At 67.7% G+C, this 16,787-nt stretch carries 12 protein-coding genes and 1 pseudogene; 12 read left to right on the forward strand and 1 reads right to left on the reverse strand.

Translation table 11 applies throughout. From position 1 onward, the window contains the following. Positions 1-34: 34 nt before the first annotated feature. Complete coding sequence (locus ABIC66_RS23825) at positions 35-2,965, reverse strand: TonB-dependent receptor (protein WP_354073777.1); 2,931 nt, start codon at positions 2,963-2,965, stop codon at positions 35-37. 326 nt (positions 2,966-3,291) lie between these two features. On the opposite strand from ABIC66_RS23825, the gene ABIC66_RS23830 reads away from it, so the two are divergent. The 12 genes and pseudogenes from ABIC66_RS23830 (at position 3,292) to ABIC66_RS23885 (ending at position 16,697) form a co-directional block, all read left to right on the forward strand. Continuing rightward, positions 3,292-5,028 (forward strand): IlvD/Edd family dehydratase, encoded by a 1,737-nt coding sequence (locus tag ABIC66_RS23830; RefSeq protein WP_354073779.1) that lies wholly within the window; start codon positions 3,292-3,294, stop codon positions 5,026-5,028. Beyond that, positions 5,028-5,942, forward strand: a complete 915-nt coding sequence (locus tag ABIC66_RS23835) for a 2-dehydro-3-deoxygalactonokinase (protein WP_354073780.1) — start codon at positions 5,028-5,030, stop codon at positions 5,940-5,942. The genes ABIC66_RS23830 and ABIC66_RS23835 overlap by 1 nt, the downstream gene beginning before the upstream one ends. A gap of 5 nt (positions 5,943-5,947) precedes the next feature. After that, a complete protein-coding gene (locus tag ABIC66_RS23840) occupies positions 5,948-6,559 on the forward strand; it encodes a 2-dehydro-3-deoxy-6-phosphogalactonate aldolase (RefSeq protein ID WP_354073781.1) in 612 nt (203 codons plus the stop codon). Positions 6,560-6,584: 25 nt separating this feature from the next. Next, a complete protein-coding gene (locus tag ABIC66_RS23845) occupies positions 6,585-8,156 on the forward strand; it encodes a sodium/sugar symporter (protein WP_354073783.1) in 1,572 nt (523 codons plus the stop codon). A gap of 197 nt (positions 8,157-8,353) precedes the next feature. Continuing rightward, positions 8,354-9,082: a FadR/GntR family transcriptional regulator gene (locus ABIC66_RS23850; protein ID WP_354073785.1), complete on the forward strand. Its 729-nt coding sequence runs from the start codon at positions 8,354-8,356 to the stop codon at positions 9,080-9,082. Positions 9,083-9,215: 133 nt separating this feature from the next. Next, positions 9,216-10,268 carry an L-glyceraldehyde 3-phosphate reductase gene (mgrA, locus tag ABIC66_RS23855; protein ID WP_354073787.1) on the forward strand — a complete coding sequence of 351 codons (1,053 nt, stop codon included), beginning with the start codon at positions 9,216-9,218 and terminating at the stop codon, positions 10,266-10,268. Positions 10,269-10,433: 165 nt separating this feature from the next. Then, a pseudogene (locus tag ABIC66_RS23860) lies at positions 10,434-10,487 on the forward strand (hypothetical protein); the annotation flags it as partial. Positions 10,488-10,695: 208 nt separating this feature from the next. After that, a complete protein-coding gene (locus ABIC66_RS23865) occupies positions 10,696-11,061 on the forward strand; it encodes a hypothetical protein (RefSeq protein ID WP_354073788.1) in 366 nt (121 codons plus the stop codon). Positions 11,062-11,256: 195 nt separating this feature from the next. After that, complete coding sequence (locus ABIC66_RS23870) at positions 11,257-11,613, forward strand: hypothetical protein (protein WP_354073790.1); 357 nt, start codon at positions 11,257-11,259, stop codon at positions 11,611-11,613. Between the two features lie 209 nt (positions 11,614-11,822). Beyond that, the gene (locus tag ABIC66_RS23875) at positions 11,823-12,296 is read left to right on the forward strand and encodes a hypothetical protein (RefSeq protein WP_354073792.1); all 474 of its coding nucleotides are present in this window, start codon (positions 11,823-11,825) and stop codon (positions 12,294-12,296) included. A 199-nt stretch (positions 12,297-12,495) separates the two neighbouring features. Continuing rightward, positions 12,496-13,596, forward strand: a complete 1,101-nt coding sequence (locus ABIC66_RS23880) for an efflux RND transporter periplasmic adaptor subunit (protein WP_354073794.1) — start codon at positions 12,496-12,498, stop codon at positions 13,594-13,596. Between the two features lie 11 nt (positions 13,597-13,607). After that, on the forward strand, positions 13,608-16,697 hold the full coding sequence (locus ABIC66_RS23885) for an efflux RND transporter permease subunit (RefSeq protein WP_354073795.1): 3,090 nt from the start codon (positions 13,608-13,610) through the stop codon (positions 16,695-16,697). Positions 16,698-16,787 lie beyond the last annotated feature (90 nt).

Genomic DNA, 16,787 nt, shown 5'->3' on the forward strand with positions numbered 1-16,787 from the left:
TACGCTTCGCTCCGGCCGGGACGACAGATCAGGATCAGAAGGTCCCGCGAAGGACGATCGAGTAGCGACGGTCCGCCGTGACCCAGTTGTGAGCCGTCAGACCCTCTTCGGGCCGCCCCGGATAACTGACCAGGATCTTGGTCTTGGCGTTGTTCAGGTTCGCCGCCTGGAAGCCGATCTTCAGGGCGTCGTTGACGGTGTAGAACACCGAGCCGTCCAGCTGGCCGTAGTCGTCGTACCAGGCCGGAATGTTGATGTTCGCGGCCGTGGTGGTCAGCAGGTAACGCTCACGCCAGTTGTAGGCCAGCCGCGCCGAGACCTTGCCCAGGTCGTACAGAGCCGCGATGTTGTAGCTGGTCTTCGACATGCCCTCGAGCGGCAGGCTCACGGCGGCGGCGTTGGTGATCTGCGTGTTGTCGTAAGGGTTGGCCGACGCATTCTGCGTACCCTTGCTGTCGATATAGGTGAAGTTGGCCTGCAGACCCAGGCCGCGCAGCGCGCCGGGCAGGAAGTCGTAGTACTGCTGATAGGCGACTTCGAAGCCCTTAACCGTACCGTGGCCGGCATTGTACGGCTGGGTCACCAGGGCCGTACGCGTCACGCCGTTGTTGGTGAAGCTGAGGTTGGTCGGGCTGTTGGCGATGAAGTTGTAGACGTCCTTGTAGAACGCCGTCGCCGTCACGCTGCCGGTCGAGTTGAAGTACCACTCCCAGGACAGGTCGTACTGGGTCGAGCGGATCGGCTTCAGGTCCGGATTGCCGGCGTTGGCCTTGTACTGATAGACGCAGTTGGCCTGCGCGCCGCTGGGGATCGAGCTGCTGCAGGCGCCGCCGATCAGGAAGCCGTTGGTGGCGCTGATCGTGTAGTTCGGCTGCAGCTGCTGGAAGTCCGGACGGACGATGGATTTGGCCGTCGCGAAGCGGACGAACATGTCCGGGGTGATCTTCAGGCGCACGTTAAGGCTGGGCAGGAGGCTGACATAGTCGCGGCCGCCCTTGAACGGGCTCTTGGCGCCGTTCGCGAACGCCTGGTCGGCGGCCGGGATGTCGGAGCTGGTGCTGCCGTTGTTCGCCGTGAAGACCTGGAGGCCCTGGCTCTTGGTCTCGGTCTTGACGACACGCAGGCCGATGTTGCCGTCGATCTCCCGCTCGCCGCCCCACAGCGAGACGTCGTGGCCGAACCGCAGCAGGCCGTAGGCGGCCAGCGTCTCCTCCTTCTGGTGGTTGGTGCTGCCCTTGCCGCCGAACTGCGTCTGGTCCTCGAAATCGCCGTTGAAGGGACGCCAACCGCCGCCATTCGCCGCCGCGATCCGTCCTAGCGGGATCGAGTTGACCCCGTAGTTGTTCACGAAGTCTGCGTTCGGCATCACGAAGGCCGCGGGCAGCGTGGTCTTGCCGCGGAAATAGTTGTCGAAGGCGAAGACCCCGTAGTTGCCCTGGTAGTCCTTCAGCGTGGTGATCGGCCCCGTCGCCGACCAGCTGGGCGCCACCGAGTCCCAGCGATAGGTGGTCTCGCGCGTGGTCGCCTGGCGGAAGGTGTGGCGGACGCCGAAGCGGAACGACCTCAGCCAGCCGCCCTCGTCGAAGTCGTAGTTGCCGTCGAAGCGCTCGGCCCACTCGGCGGCGTCGTTGCGATCATGGTGATCCATCGCCGCCTGCAGGTAGTAGTTGGCGGGATTGGCCAGGAAGGCCTTGTCGTTGTTGGCCGTGATCCTGGGCAGATCGCCGGTCAGGTCCAGGGTGGCCGGCAGGGTCGAGCCGTTCAGGGCATTGAACGCGGTGTTATCGACCACCTTCGTCTTGGCGTAGATGTACTGGACGTCGCCGGTGAACGACCACTTGTCGTTCGGGTTGTACTTCAGGTTCAGCGAGTAGTCCGAGGTCACCGAGTCGCGCTCGGCGAAGCGGGTGTCGATCAGGGACGACCCCAGGCCCGTGCCGCCGGGCGAGTCGGCCATCGTGCCCTTCAGGAAGTGGCCGCTGTCGCTATAGGTGAAGCTGGTCCCGGCCATCGGGCCGTTGCCCGTGCCCGGATTGAAGCCGTTGGCGCGCTCGGTCGAGGCCTGCGAAGCGGACGAGCGCAGGAAGTGCAGAGTGGCTTCCCATTGCTCGTTGGGACGCCATTGCACGGCGGCGTCGATGCCCTTGCGCTCGCGCTCGAAGTCCAGGCTGCGATAGCCGTAACCGCCGGGGACATAGACCGTCTTGCCCGGAACCAGGTCGGTGCGGACGTTGTATGGGTCGACCGACATGGTGTCGGTGCGGCTCGCGAGTTTGGAGTCGGACAGGTCGACCAGGAAGCCGATCTCGCCGATGCTGGTGTCGAAGCGATCGCTGTACAGGACCGAGCCGCTGGGCTTCCACTTCCGGGCCAGATCGCCCCAGCTCGCGTCGAGCGAATAGGCGATGACGCGTTTCTTGCTGTCGAACGGCATGCGGGTGCGCAGGTTGACGGTGCCGCCCACGCCGCCTTCGATGATGTCGGCCGACGGGTTCTTGTAGACGTCGACGCCAGCCATCAGCTCGGGCGGCACGTCTTCGAAGCTCAGGGTGCGGCCGGCCTTGGCCGAGAAGCTGTCGCGGCCATTCAGTTCGCCACGGACCCACGAGAGGCCGCGGACCTGCACGCCGCTGCCTTCGACCGAGATGCGGTCGGCGTCGCGGGGATCCGAGGTGCGGCCGATGGTGACGCCCGAGATACGCTGCAGGGCTTCGGTGACGCTGCGGTCCGGCAGGGCGCCGATGTCGGTCGAGGTGATCGAGTCGACCAGTTGCTCGGCGTTCTGCTTGAGCTTCTGGGCCGACTGGATCGCGGCGCGCTGGCCGGTGACCACGACCTCTTCGACGACGTCGGCGTCCTTGGCTGGCGCCTGCTGGGCGAAGGCCGCTGGCGCGACAGCGCAAAGCACCAGTGCCGAGGCGCTGGCGTACATGAATTTGCGATAAGATGGATTGAGGCGCTGCATGCCGGTTCCCTTCCCCTGTTGAGAGCCGTCCCGGTCCGTTCTAGGGCGTCCGGTGACGTGCGGCCGCTCATGCCGCTCGCTCCATGTTCGATAGCTATAATCGTATAATTGGGACCTTCAAGACGAAATTGATAGCGCTATCATTTCACTGGCGAAACGCGATTTTTCGGTCACACCTTTAAACCAAGGTTGTGATTTGAGGGCTTTGCGCGCGAAAAGTCGGGAAGCGCTTCCATGTTTCCCGGCGTTGCGTCGGTCATTATTATACTATAAATGCCCGTCCATACGGTGCGGATCGGCCCCCGCGGCCGGCGTTAGGGACGGATATGAGCGACGGGAACGCGGGCAAGCGCCTGCGCAGCGGCGGAACCTATGGCAAGCTGGATCGGGACGGGTTCATCCATCGATCCTGGATGAAGAGCCAGGGGCTGCCCGACGATGCCTTCGACGGTCGCCCGGTGATCGGCATCTGCAACACCTGGTCCGAGATCACGCCCTGCAACGCCCACCTGCGCGAGATCGCCGAGCACGTGAAGCGCGGCGTCTGGGAGGCCGGCGGCCTGCCGCTGGAATTCCCGGCCATGTCGCTGGGCGAGACCCAGATGCGGCCGACGGCCATGCTGTTCCGCAACCTGCTGGCCATGGAGGTCGAGGAGTCGATCCGGGGCAATCCGATCGACGGCGTCGTGCTGCTGGGCGGCTGTGACAAGACCACCCCGGGCCAGCTGATGGGCGCGGCCAGCGTCGACCTGCCCACCATCGTCGTCTCGTCCGGGCCGATGCTGAACGGCAAGTTCCGCGGCAAGGACATCGGCTCGGGCACCGACGTCTGGAAGTTCTCGGAGGCCGTCCGGGCCGGCGAGATGAGCCTGGCGGACTTCATGTCGGCCGAGAGCGGCATGAGCCGCTCACCGGGCACCTGCATGACCATGGGCACGGCCTCGACCATGGCCGCGATCATCGAGGCCATGGGCCTGTCCCTGCCCTACAACGCCAGCATCCCCGCCGTGGACGCTCGCCGCCGGGCCATGTCGCACGAGACCGGCCGGACCATCGTCAAGATGGTCAAGGAAGACCGCCGCCTGTCGCGGGTCGCCACGCGCGCGGCCTTCGAAAACGCCCTGCGCGTCCACGCCGCGATCGGCGGCTCGACCAACGCCGTCGTCCACCTGCTGGCCCTGGCCGGGCGCCTGGGCGTGAAGCTGGACCTCGAGGACTTCGATCACCTGTCGCGCGACGTGCCGCTGCTGGTCGACCTGCAGCCATCGGGCCGGTTCCTGATGGAGGACCTGCACTATGCCGGCGGCCTGCCGGCGGTGATGAAGCAGCTGGAAAAGGTCCTCGATCCCGAGGCGCCGACCGTGGCCGGCCACCGCATCGGCGCGCAGTACGAAGCCGCCGAGGTGTTCAACGCCGACGTCATCCGCACGATGGCCGATCCGGTGAAGCCCGACAGCGGCATCTGGGTGCTGCGCGGCAACTTGGCCCCCGGTGGAGCGGTGATGAAGCCCAGCGCGGCGTCGCCAGAGCTGCTCAGCCATCGCGGCAAGGCGGTGGTGTTCGAGACCATCGAGGACTTCCGCGCCCGCATCGACGACCCGGACCTCGACGTCGACGCGACCTCGGTCCTGGTGCTGAAGGGCTGCGGTCCCAAGGGCTATCCGGGCATGCCCGAAGTCGGCAACATGCCGCTTCCCCGCAAGCTGCTGGAAAAGGGCGTCAAGGACATGCTGCGCATCAGCGACGCTCGGATGAGCGGCACCGCCTATGGCGCGGTCATCCTGCACGTCTCGCCCGAGTCCGACGCTGGCGGCCCGCTGGCCGTGGTGCGGAACGGCGACGAGATCGTGCTCGACGGTCCTTCGCGCTCGCTCAACCTGTCGATCAGCGACGCCGAGCTGGAGGCCCGCATCGCCGCCTGGCGCGCCGACCCTCCGGCTCCGAAATATACGCGCGGCTACGCCAAGCTTTATGTCGACCACGTGCTGCAGGCCGACCAGGGCGCGGACCTCGACTTCCTGGTCGGGGCCTCGGGCTCGGTCGTGACGCGCGAAAGCCACTGATGGACCAGGACATCGTCATCGTCGGCGACTGGGGCACCTCGCGCCTCAGACTCTGGCTGCGCCAGGGCAAGAGCGTCATCCATCGCCGCGACGGCCCGGGCGTCTCGGCCCTGACCGACAGCCCCGAAAAGACCTTCCTCGACCTGGTCGGCGACTGGCGCGAGGCGGGGCCGACCGGCGCCCTGCTGTGCGGCATGGTCGGCTCGCGGATCGGCTGGAAGGAAGCGCCCTACGCCGCCTGCCCGGCCGGTCCCGCCGAGGTGGCGGACAAGGCCCTGCGCTTCGCGGCCGACGGCCTGCCGATCACCCTGGTCCCGGGCCTCTCGTGCGCCAACCCGCTGGGCGGTCCCGACGTGATGCGCGGCGAGGAGACGCAAGTCTTCGGCGCCCTGGCCCTGGACGGCGCCTTGCGCGCCGGCCGGCGCCTGCTGGTCCTGCCCGGCACCCACAACAAGTGGACCGTGGTCGAGGACGGCAGGATCATGGGCTTCGTCACCGCCCCCGTCGGCGAGACCTTCGCCCTGTTGAAGCAGCACTCGACCCTCGCGGCTGGTGGCGGATCCCAGGCCGACGGCTCGGCCGAGGGCTTCGCCAAGGGCCTGGCCCGGATCGCCGAGCATGGCGCGGCGCGCCTGCCGCACCTGATGTTCGAGACCCGCTCGCGGCAGTTGCTGGAAGGCCTGTCGCCCGCCGACGCTATGGGCTTCCTGTCCGGCCTGCTGGTCGGCGCCGACGTGGCCGCCGCCCGCGACTGGTTCGGGCCGATGGACGCCGTGACCGTGATCGGCGCGGGGGCGCTCAGCGATCTCTATGTCCAGGCCCTGGGCCAAGTCCATGTCGACGCGACCGTCGTCGACGGCGACGCGGCGGTCCTGGCCGGCCTCTCGACGATTTCCAGATCTCAACAGAAGTGACGCTTATGACCGACGCCGCCCCGCCTCCCATCGTGGCCATCCTGCGCGGCGTGAAGCCGGACGAGGTCGTGGACATCGCCGCCGCCCTGGTCGCGGCCGGGATCCAGGCGATCGAGGTGCCGCTGAACTCGCCCTATCCGCTGGAAAGCATCGAGAAGCTGTGCGCCGCCTTTGGCGACAAGGCCCTGTGCGGGGCCGGCACGGTGTTGACGCCCAAGGCCGTCGACGACGTCGCCGGCGTGGGCGGCAAGCTGATCGTCACGCCCAACACCGATCCAGAGGTCATCGCCCGCGCCGTCGCGCTGGGCCTGACCGCCATGCCGGGCTTCGCCACGCCCTCGGAAGCCTTCGCCGCCGTCAAGGCCGGGGCCCGCAACCTGAAGCTCTTCCCCGCGGGCAGCTTCGGGCCGGGTCACATCAAGGCGGTCAAGGACGTGCTGCCCAAGGACGTTCGGGTCTATGCCGTCGGCGGGGTCGGCGCGGCCAATCTCGAGCCCTGGCGCGCGGCCGGCGTCGCCGGCATCGGCGTCGGCGGCGAGCTCTATAGACCCGGCTACACGGCCCAGGAGGTCGGCGAGCGCGCCGCCGCCCTGGTCGCGGCCTGGAACCAAAAATAACCGTCACAGAACGGGGGAGGAAACCATGAACCTAGCCGCCATCGACATCGCGGTGCTCGCGATCTACGCGGTCGCCATCTTCGGCCTGGCCCAGTGGGTGTCGCGCGACAAGGGCGGCCACCAGAAGGACTCGACCGACTACTTCCTGGCCGGCAAGGCCCTGCCCTGGTGGGCGATCGGCGCCTCGCTGATCGCCGCCAACATCTCGGCCGAGCAGATCATCGGCATGAGCGGCTCGGGCTACGCCATCGGCCTGGCCATCGCCTCGTACGAGTGGATGGCGGCCCTGACCTTGCTGATCGTCGGGAAGTTCTTCCTGCCGGTGTTCCTGAAGAACGGCGTCTACACGATGCCGCAGTTCCTGGAGCAGCGGTACGGGCCCAGCGTGCGGACACTGATGGCCGTCTTCTGGCTGGGCCTGTACGTCTTCGTGAACCTGACCTCGATCCTGTGGCTGGGCTCGATCGCCATTCACACCGTCACGGGCCTGGACCAGATGTGGGCCCTCGCCGCCATCGGCGCCTTCGCCCTGGCCTATCAGATCTGGGGCGGGCTGAAGGCCGTGGCCCTGACCGACATCGTCCAGGTGGCCCTGCTGGTCACCGGCGGCCTGATCATCGCCTGGCTGTCGCTGGGCAAGATCGGCGGCGGCGACGTGCTGGCCGGCTTCCACCAGCTGACCACCCAGTTCCCCGACAAGTTCGACATGATCCTTTCGAAGGACAACCCGCACTACAAGGACCTGCCCGGGATCGCGGTGCTGGTCGGCGGCCTGTGGATCATGAACATCAGCTACTGGGGCTTCAACCAGTACATCATCCAGCGCGCCCTGGGGGCCAAGGACCTGAAGGAAGCCCAGAAGGGCATCGCCATGGCGGCCTATCTGAAGCTGCTGATGCCGGTGATCGTGGTGCTGCCGGGCATCGCCGCCCTGGTCCTGGCCCCGCAAGGCATCAAGCCCGACCAGGCCTATCCGGAGATGATGAAGCTGCTGCCGCCCGGCCTGCTGGGCCTGGTGTTCGCGGCGCTGGTGGCGGCGATCGTCGCCTCGCTGGCGGCCAAGATCAATTCGATCGCCACCATCTTCACCCTCGACGTCTACGCCAAGGCCCGCCCGGGGACGAGCGAGCGTCAGCTGGTCGCCGTCGGCCGCCTGACCGCCGTCCTGGCGGTGATCATCGGCGTCCTGACCGCCAAGCCCCTGCTGGGCGGGGCCGAGCAGGCGTTCCAATTCATCCAGGAGTTCACCGGCTTCTTCACGCCGGGGATCGTGGTGATCTTCATCCTGGGCATGTTCTGGAAGAAGGCGACCACCGCCGGGGCCCTGACCGCCGCCATCGGCTCGGCGGTCCTGTCGGCGGTGTTCTGGTGGCTGCAGGAACAGGCGATCTACACCATGCCGTTCATGAACCGCGTCGGCGTCGTCTTCCTGCTGTCGCTGGCCGGGGCCGTGCTGGTCTCGCTGGTCGCGCCGCAGAAGACGCCGGTCAGCGTCGTGACGCTGGAAGGGGTCAGCTACAAGACCTCGACCGGTTTCAACATCGCCGGCGTCGGGGTGATCCTGATCCTGATCGCGCTCTACGCCACCTGGTGGTGAACCAGGATGGGCGACCCCACTTGTGCTGGGTCGCCCATTTTTTCGGTTTTGGTCAGACCACATGCCTGAACGCTCTTGCCGAAAAGGCGCGGCGCAGCTGTATTCACCCTGAACCGTTCGCGTCGCGAACGGTCCGGAATTTAGGCACACAGCGGCGAATCCCTTTGTTTCGTCGCCGCAGGAAAGAAGATTCGCCGATGCGCACTCAGCCTGGTCTGAGTTTGACCTACGGCCTGGTCGAGCAACTTGGTCAGGCCATCGTGACCGGCGAGTACGCCGTCGTGGGCTTTCCGACCGAAGGCGAGCTGTCCAAGCAGTTCGGCGCCAGCCGCACCGTCACCCGCGAGGCGGTCAAGATGCTGACCGCCAAGGGCCTGCTCAGCGCCCGCCCGCGCCACGGCACCGTGGTCGAGCCCGAGGCCGAGTGGAACATGCTCGACCCCGACGTGCTGCGCTGGCTGCTGGAGCGCAAGTTCAGCCTGCGTCTGCTGGCCGACTTCACCGAGATGCGCTTAGGCATCGAACCGGCCGCCGCCGCCCTGGCCGCCCGCAACGCCGACGAGGCCGGGCTGGAGGAGATCCGCAAGGGCCTGCGCCGGATGAAGGCCGCCGCCGAGGGCGAGGACGATCCGCTGTCGGCCGACATCGCCTTCCACATCGCCATCCTCAGCGCGACCAAGAATCCGTTCTATCGCGAGCTGCACGAGCTGGTGAACACGGCCCTGCGCATCTCGATCCGCTTCACCAACCGCATCAAGGGGCGCACCGCCTCGATCCCCTCGCACGAGGACGTGGCCGAGGCGATCATCGCCCGCGACGCCGACAAGGCGTCGTCGGCCATGCGCGAGATCATCGTCGATGTGCTGGAACTGATCCGCGCCGCCTCGCCGGCGACCGAAAGCGAAGCGGCCCGCCGCGAGGCGTGATCCGTTAAAAACTGTCATCCCGGCCAAGCGCGCAGCGCGCCGAGCCGGGACCGCAGGAAACGCCGAGCCTGCCGCGATCCCGGATCTTCGCGCCGCGCGCTCGTCCGGGATGACGGCCTCCAAGGAGCCCCCCATGCAGACCCCCTACGTCGCCGCCGCCGATCGCTACGCGTCCATGCCCTACCGCCGCACCGGCCGCAGCGGCCTCGATCTGCCGGCGATCTCGCTGGGCCTCTGGCAGAATTTCGGGGGGACGGACGTGTTCGAGACCGGCCGCGCCATTCTACGCCGGGCCTTCGATCTGGGCGTCACCCACTTCGACCTCGCCAACAACTACGGCCCGCCCTACGGCTCGGCGGAAGAGAACTTCGGCAAGGTCCTGGGATCCGATTTCGCCGCCCATCGCGACGAGCTGGTGATCTCGACCAAGGCCGGCTGGGACATGTGGCCGGGCCCCTATGGCGGCATCGGCGGCTCGCGGAAGTATCTGATCGCCAGCTGCGACCAGAGCCTCAAACGGATGGGCGTCGACTATGTCGACATCTTCTATTCGCACCGCGTCGACCCCACGACGCCGCTGGAAGAGACCATGGGCGCCCTGGCCCACCTGCACCGCCAGGGCAAGGCGCTGTATGTCGGGATCTCGTCCTATTCACCCGAGCTGACTCGCCAGGCCCACGCCATCCTGAAGAGCGAGGGCGTGCCGCTGCTGATCCACCAGCCGTCCTATTCGATGGTCAATCGCTGGATCGAGGACGAGCTGCTGGACACGCTGGACGCCCTGGGCGTCGGCTGCATCGCCTTCTCGCCGCTGGCCCAGGGCCTGCTGACCAGCAAATACCTGAACGGCGCGCCGGCGGACTCGCGCGCCGCCAAGAACGGCTCGTTCGGCGGCCACCTGCTGACCGCCGACAATATCGAGCGCATCAAGGCCCTGAACGCCATCGCCCAGCGGCGCGGCCAGACCCTGGCCCAGCTGGCCCTGGCCTGGGTGCTGCGCGATCCGCGCGTCACCTCGGCCCTGATCGGGGCCCGGACGGTGGCTCAGCTGGAGGATTCCCTGGCGGCGCTGAACGGCCTGGCCTTCTCCGCCGAGGAGCTGGCCGAGATCGATCGCCATGCCTCGGAAGGCGGCGTCGACCTCTGGAAGGTGTCCTCGAAACTCGCTGGAGAGGATCTGCCGTAACCATAATAGCAAAGGTTTAATGTTCCGGCGGCTTGCCGAACCGAAATGTTCGCCTAAAGTTCCCTTGCGATGGATAAGGGCGACCCTTCCCTTTCTGATCAGGTCGAAGGCCTCGACCGCCTCACCGAACGTGAGCGTGAGTGCCTTCGACTCGTTGATCGCCACATGAGCTCCAAGGAGATCGCCCGCGAGCTGGGCCTCTCCAAGCACACCGTCGACTGGCATCTGGACAAGGCCCGCCGGCGCCTCGGCGCGGCCGACCGTTATGACGCCGCGCGCCGGGTCTTCGACAGAGCCCACCAGGGGGTCCATCAGGGCCCCTATCAGGGGGGCGCCCCCCCTCCGATCGCGTCGGGGTCCGATCCGGCCCGGCTAGGCGAACGCCCTTCTTCACGGTCAGCTGACCGCATCGAGGAAGGAGTTTCCAGTGAACGAATTGACCCCCCACCCGAGCGAGCTGACCCCCTACCAGAAGGACGCGATCGGTCGCGCCGCCCACCTTCGCCAGGAAGTGACGAGCTTCCAGCATACGTGGCCCCGACTGAATTCGGCCGAGATGCTGCCCCCGATCACCTGGAGCGAGCTCGAGCGCCAGCTGCAGAGCCTCTCGGTCACCCCGGCTGGCGCGATGATGGTCCACGACCTGGTGGCGGCCACGCGCAAGCAGGCTTCGTTCAAGCCCAACGAACTGGTGATGCGCGAGATCCTGTGCATCGCCAGCGCGGTGATGGACGAGACGTTCCTGTCGGACTCCTCCTCATCGGACTTGGAGGAGCAAGACCCAATCATCTGAGCCTGCCCCTGAGGCTGGCCTTCATCGCGGCCGTGATGATCGTGACCGCTTTCGCGTTCGGTTCGATCCTGGCGGGGCTCCACGCCCTGGAAAGCCTCTTCCCCTAAGACCCGCCGCCCGCGAACCCGGGCGAGCAATCCGACACCATCAACATCTGGCAACGCGTCGACACCGTCGGCGTGAGGGAGACTTCGTATGCTCAAGCAACGCCGTGCGGCCGCTGAAACCGTGGCCGAAGCCCTGTTCGCCGCCGAAAAGGCCATCGACGCCGCCATCGCCACGACCGCCACCCTCGCCGCCCTGATGCCCCGTAGTCGCCAGGCCGCCAACCTGTCGGCCCTGATCGGCCAGGACGCCATCATGTCGGCCATCAATACGATGCAGGCCCTTGGCGTGGCGCGCGAAGGCATCGTCACCACCCATAAGCACCTGACCGTCGCCCAGCACGACATCGGCCTTTCGGCCGTGTCCTTCGACGACGGCTTCGGCGAGGCGCCCGTCAAGCCGGAGGGCATGACCAAGACCAGCGGTCGCCTGACCATCGCCGCCTAGCGCCTGTCGAGTTCAGGCGGAAATCATCTGAACTCGACAAACAGGCCATAGATTCAATAGTTTATAGCGCGTTTTAAGGGCGAAACCGGTCACGCTTTCGCCCGACGCGCTCTAGAGGCCGCGCTCCAGGGCGCAAAGCCCCCAGATCCTCGCCGATCCCGATTAGCGAGGAGCGTTGCAATCTGGCGGAAAGACGCCACCCTGACGCGATGTCGCCGCTCAGCTACCTCTATCAGTGGGCCAGTCTCGCCGCGTTGCTGATCGCGACCGGCGTGGCGCTATGGCGTGGCGGCTGGCCCGAACGCCTGGCCGGCGCCGCCATGATCCTCGCCTGGTTCGCCACCGGCTTTCTCTACAACAGCCATCAGCGGTTCGGGCCGCAGACGGCGGTGTTCCTGGTGGACGTGGTCCTGATGCTGGTGCTGCTGTTCATCGCCATGCGGTCGAACCGCTGGTGGCCGATGTGGGCTTGCGGCTTTCACGGCCTGAGCCTGATCCTGATGCTGGCCACTTTGGTCGATCCCAAGATTCCCAATCGCGCCAGCTTGATCGCCGGCGGCGGCGTCTTCAGCTACCTGACCATGGCCGCGCTGTTCTGCGGCGCCCTGCCGGGCCGGCGGCTCGCGCCGAACGCCTCGCCCCCTGACGCCGCGCCGCCTGACGCCGCGCCGCCTCTGACATAGCTTCGACCCTGTCTCACGTCCCCGGCGGACCGCCCGGGGCGTCCCCTCTCCTCATGGGCGGAGATGGGCGGCGGCTCCATTTTATCGTCTTACGGCAAATTAACTCAGCAACCGTGGGTTTGTCGGCTAGAAGGCCGACGGGCTTTCAACTGTGCTGGGGATGATCGTGCTTTACCGGATCAATGGGCGCCGCCCGAACTTGAGCGCGCTGGTCTTGGTCCTGGGTGTGAGCGCGCTCGCGCTCTCGGGATGCGGCGACAAGAAGCCGAAGAAGGAAAAGGCCGCGCCGACCGCGTCGGCGACCGTCAGCGTCGCCCTGGCCTCCAGCCAGCCGATCGCTCGCCAGATCAACGCCACGGGCACCATCTCGCCGTGGGAAGAGGTGCCGGTCGGCGCCGAGACCGGCGGCCTGACCGCCGTGGCCGTCAACGCCGAGGAAGGCCAGGTCGTTTCGGCCGGCCAGGTGCTGGTCAAGCTGAACGACAGCGTGATCGCCGCCCAGCTGCGCCAGCAGCAGGCCAGCGTCGCCAGCGCCAAGGCCACCCTGGCCGAGGCCCAGGCCGCCCTGAACCGGGCCCGCGACCTGCAGGCCAAGGGCTACCTCTCGCAGGCTGGCCTCGACACGGCCACCGCCAAGCAAGGCACCGCCGCCGCCAACCTGGCCGCCGCCGAGGCCGCGCGCGGCGAGACGGCCGCGCGCCTGGCCCAGACCGCGATCCGCGCGCCGGTCAGCGGCCTGATCAGCCGCCGCAGCGTCACCAAGGGCCAGATCGTCAGCGCCGGTTCGGAGCTGTTCCGGATCGTCCGCGACGGCCGCCTGGAGCTGGACGCCGAGATCCCGGAAACCGACCTCGCCTCGGTCAAGGCCGGCATGCCCGCCAAGATCTATTCCGAGAAGGTCGGCGAGATGACTGGCCGCGTCCGGATCGTCACCTCCGAGGTCAACACCACCACCCGCCTGGGCATGGCGCGCGTGGCGCTGTCGTCGATGGGCGGCTTCCGTCCGGGCATGTTCGCCCGCGCCACGATCGACGCCGGTGACCAGCCGGCCCTGGTCGTGCCCAGCGCCGCGGTGCTGTATCGCGAGAACCGGCCCGGCGTGTTCGTGGTTGACTCCGCCAAGAAGGTCCACTTCCGTCGGATCACCATCCTGGCCAATACCGGCGACCGTATCGCCGCCAGCGGCCTGACCGCCGGCGAGCGGGTCGTGGTCGAGGGGGCCGGCTTCCTGGGCGAAGGCGATCTGGTCCGCGTGGGCCAGGCGCCCGCGCCCCAAGTCGCTTCCAAGCCCGCTCGCTGAGGACGCGTCCGATGCGCAACATCTCTTCCTGGGCGATCAAGAACCCGATCCCCGTCATCCTGCTGTTCATCCTGCTGACGATCGCCGGCGTCGCCGGGTTCAAGAGCATGCGGATCAACAACAATCCCGACGTCGACCTGCCGTTCGTGGTCGTCACGGCCGTGCGCCCCGGCGCCGCGCCCAGTGAGCTGGAGACCCAGGTCACCCGCCTGATCGAGGACTCGATCGCGGGCCTGGGCCAAGTGCGTCACATCAATTCCACCGTCGTCGACGGCGCCTCGACCACCTTCATCGAGTTCGAGCTGGGCGTGGACCACGAGCGCGTCACCAACGACGTGCGCAACGCCATGTCCAACCTGCGCGGCTCCCTGCCCCAGGACATGCAGGAGCCGATCGTCACCCGGATCGACATCTCGGGCGACCCGCTGATCACCTATGTCGTCAAGGCCCCGACCCTGACGCCCGAGCAGCGCAGCTGGTTCGTCGACAACGACGTCAGCCGCGCCCTGCTGGCGCTGCGCGGGGTCGGCGAGGTCAACCGCCAGGGCGGCGTCAGCCGCGAGATCGAGGTCGCCCTCAATCCCGACCGCCTGGCCGCGCGGGGCGTCACCGCCGCCGCGGTCAGCCAGGCCCTGGTCTCGTCCAACGCCGACCTGCCCGGCGGCCGGGTGACCATCTCGGGCTCCGAGCGCGCGATCCGCACCCTGGGCGCGGCCGGCTCGGTCGAGCAGCTGCGCGAGACCCGCGTCCCCGTCGGCAACGGCGGCACCGTGCGCCTGGCCGATCTCGGCGAGGTCACCGACCACTGGGCCGAGCCCCGCTCGCGCGCCCGCTACGACGGCCAGGAAGTCGTGACCTTCAACATGGTCCGCTCGCGCGGCGCCTCGGAGGTGCAGACCGCCGAGAAGGTCCGCAAGGCCATCGAGAAGCTCGACAAGGATCACCCCGAGCTGACGATCGAGGAGATCACCTCGAACGTGAAATACATCGAGGAAAGCTATGTCGCCTCGATGGAAGCCCTGATCATCGGCGCGGTGCTGGCCGTGCTGGTGGTGCTGCTGTTCCTGCGCGACTGGCGCGCGACCCTGCTGTCGGCGGTCGCCATCCCGATGTCGCTGCTGCCGACGTTCGCGGTGCTGGCGCCGATGAACCAGTCGCTGAACGGCGTGACGCTGCTGGCCCTGTCGCTGACCGTCGGCATCCTCGTCGACGACGCCATCGTCGAGATCGAGAACATGGTCCGCCACATGCGCGGGGGCAAAAGCCCCTATGCGGCGGCCATGGAGGCGGCCGACGAGATCGGCCTGGCGGTCGTGGCCACCACCTTCACCATCGTCGCGGTGTTCGCCCCGGTCGGCTTCATGCCCGGCATCATCGGCCAGTTCTTCAAGGCCTTCGCCCTGGCCGCCTGTATCTCGGTGCTGTTCTCGCTGGTGGTCGCCCGCCTGCTGACGCCGCTGATGGGCGCCTACATGCTGAAGGCCGACCACAAGCACGAGGACAAGGATCCGCCCTGGATGGGTCCCTACCTCAAGAGCCTGAACTGGGGCCTGCGCAATCGCTGGAAGGTGCTGGCGATGGGCATCCCGATGTTCATCGTCTCGATCTTCCTGGCCACCCGCCTGCCGTTCGAGTTCCAGCCCCAGGCCGACCGCGGCCGGGCCGAGTTCTCGGTCGAGCTGCCGCCGGGCGCTACCCTGGACGAGACCGACGCCGTCGTGCAGCGCGTGACCCGCGAGCTGCGCGCCCGCCCCGAAGTGGTCAGCGTCTACGCCTCGGTCGGCGGCAACGCCGTCAACAAGGGCCAGATCACCGCCGACCTGACCGAAAAGGGCAAGCGGATCAGCCAGCAGGCTTTCAGCCGCCAGATGGTCGACCAGTTCGCCCAGATCCCCGGCGCCCGGATCGGCGCGGGCAGCAACAACGGCGGCGGCCCGTCCAGCGGCGGCAGCTACACCCTGCGCCTGCTCAGCGACAACGGTCCGGCCCTGGAGGCCGCGGCCCGCAAGGTCGAAGCCGAGATGCGCGCCGTGCCGGGCCTGGCCCACGTGGTCAACACCGCCTCGATCGCCCGTCCCGAGATCGTCGTGACGCCCAAGCCCGATCAGGCCGCCCGCGCCGGCGTCTCGGCCGGAGCGATCTCCCAGGCCGTGCGCGTCGCCACCATCGGCGACGTCGACCAGAACCTGCCCAAGTACAATCTGGGCGACCGCCAGGTGCCGATCCGCCTGCGCCTGGACAACGACGCCCGCGAGGACATCGCCGTCCTGCAGACCCTGCAGGTGCCGTCGGCCTCGGGCTCGGTGCCGCTGAACGCGGTGGCTGACGTGCGCTTCGGCGCGGGTCCCTCGCAGATCGACCGCCAGGACCGCTCGCGGGTGGCGACGATCACCGCCGAGCTCGACGGCATCGTCGTCGGCGAGGCGGCCAAGCGCGTCCACGCCCTGCCCTCGGTCAAGAACCTGCCGAATGGCGTCAAGGAAGTGGCCGCCGGCGACGCCGAGTTCATCGCCGAGATGGTCAGCGGCTTCCTGGGCGCGCTGATCACCGGCATCCTCCTGATGTACGTCGTGCTGGTGCTGCTGTTCCGCAGCTTCGCCCACCCGATCACCATCATGGTGGCCCTGCCCTTGGCCATCGGCGGCGCCTTCGGCCTCTTGGTGCTGGCCCATTCCAGCTTCTCGATCTCGACCCTGATCGGGATCCTGATGCTGATGGGCATCGCGGCCAAGAACTCGATCCTGCTGGTCGAGTACGCGATCATGGCCATGAAGGAACACGGCATGGACAAGCGCACGGCGATCATCGACGCCGCGCACAAGCGGGCCCGGCCGATCCTGATGACCACCGTGGCCATGGGCGCGGGCATGCTGCCCACCGCCATCGGCCTGGGCGCGGAAGTCGAGTTCCGGGCTCCGATGGCCATCGCGGTCATCGGCGGCCTGATCACCTCGACCCTGCTGTCGCTGCTCTACATCCCGGTGGTCTTCATCCTGATGGATGGCCTCAAGACCCGCTCGGAACGCCTGACGCGCCGCATCTTCGGCGGCCACCACCACGTGGCGGCCAAGAAGCCGGAACTGAAGGAAGCGGCGGAGTAGACCGTTAAAACTGTCATCCCGGCCCAGCGCGCGGCGCGCCGAGCCGGGACCGCCGGAAGCGCCGCGCTTTCCGAGGTCCCGGGTCTCCGC

The sequence above is a fragment of the Caulobacter sp. 1776 genome (assembly GCF_040545685.1).
GTDB lineage: Bacteria > Pseudomonadota > Alphaproteobacteria > Caulobacterales > Caulobacteraceae > Caulobacter.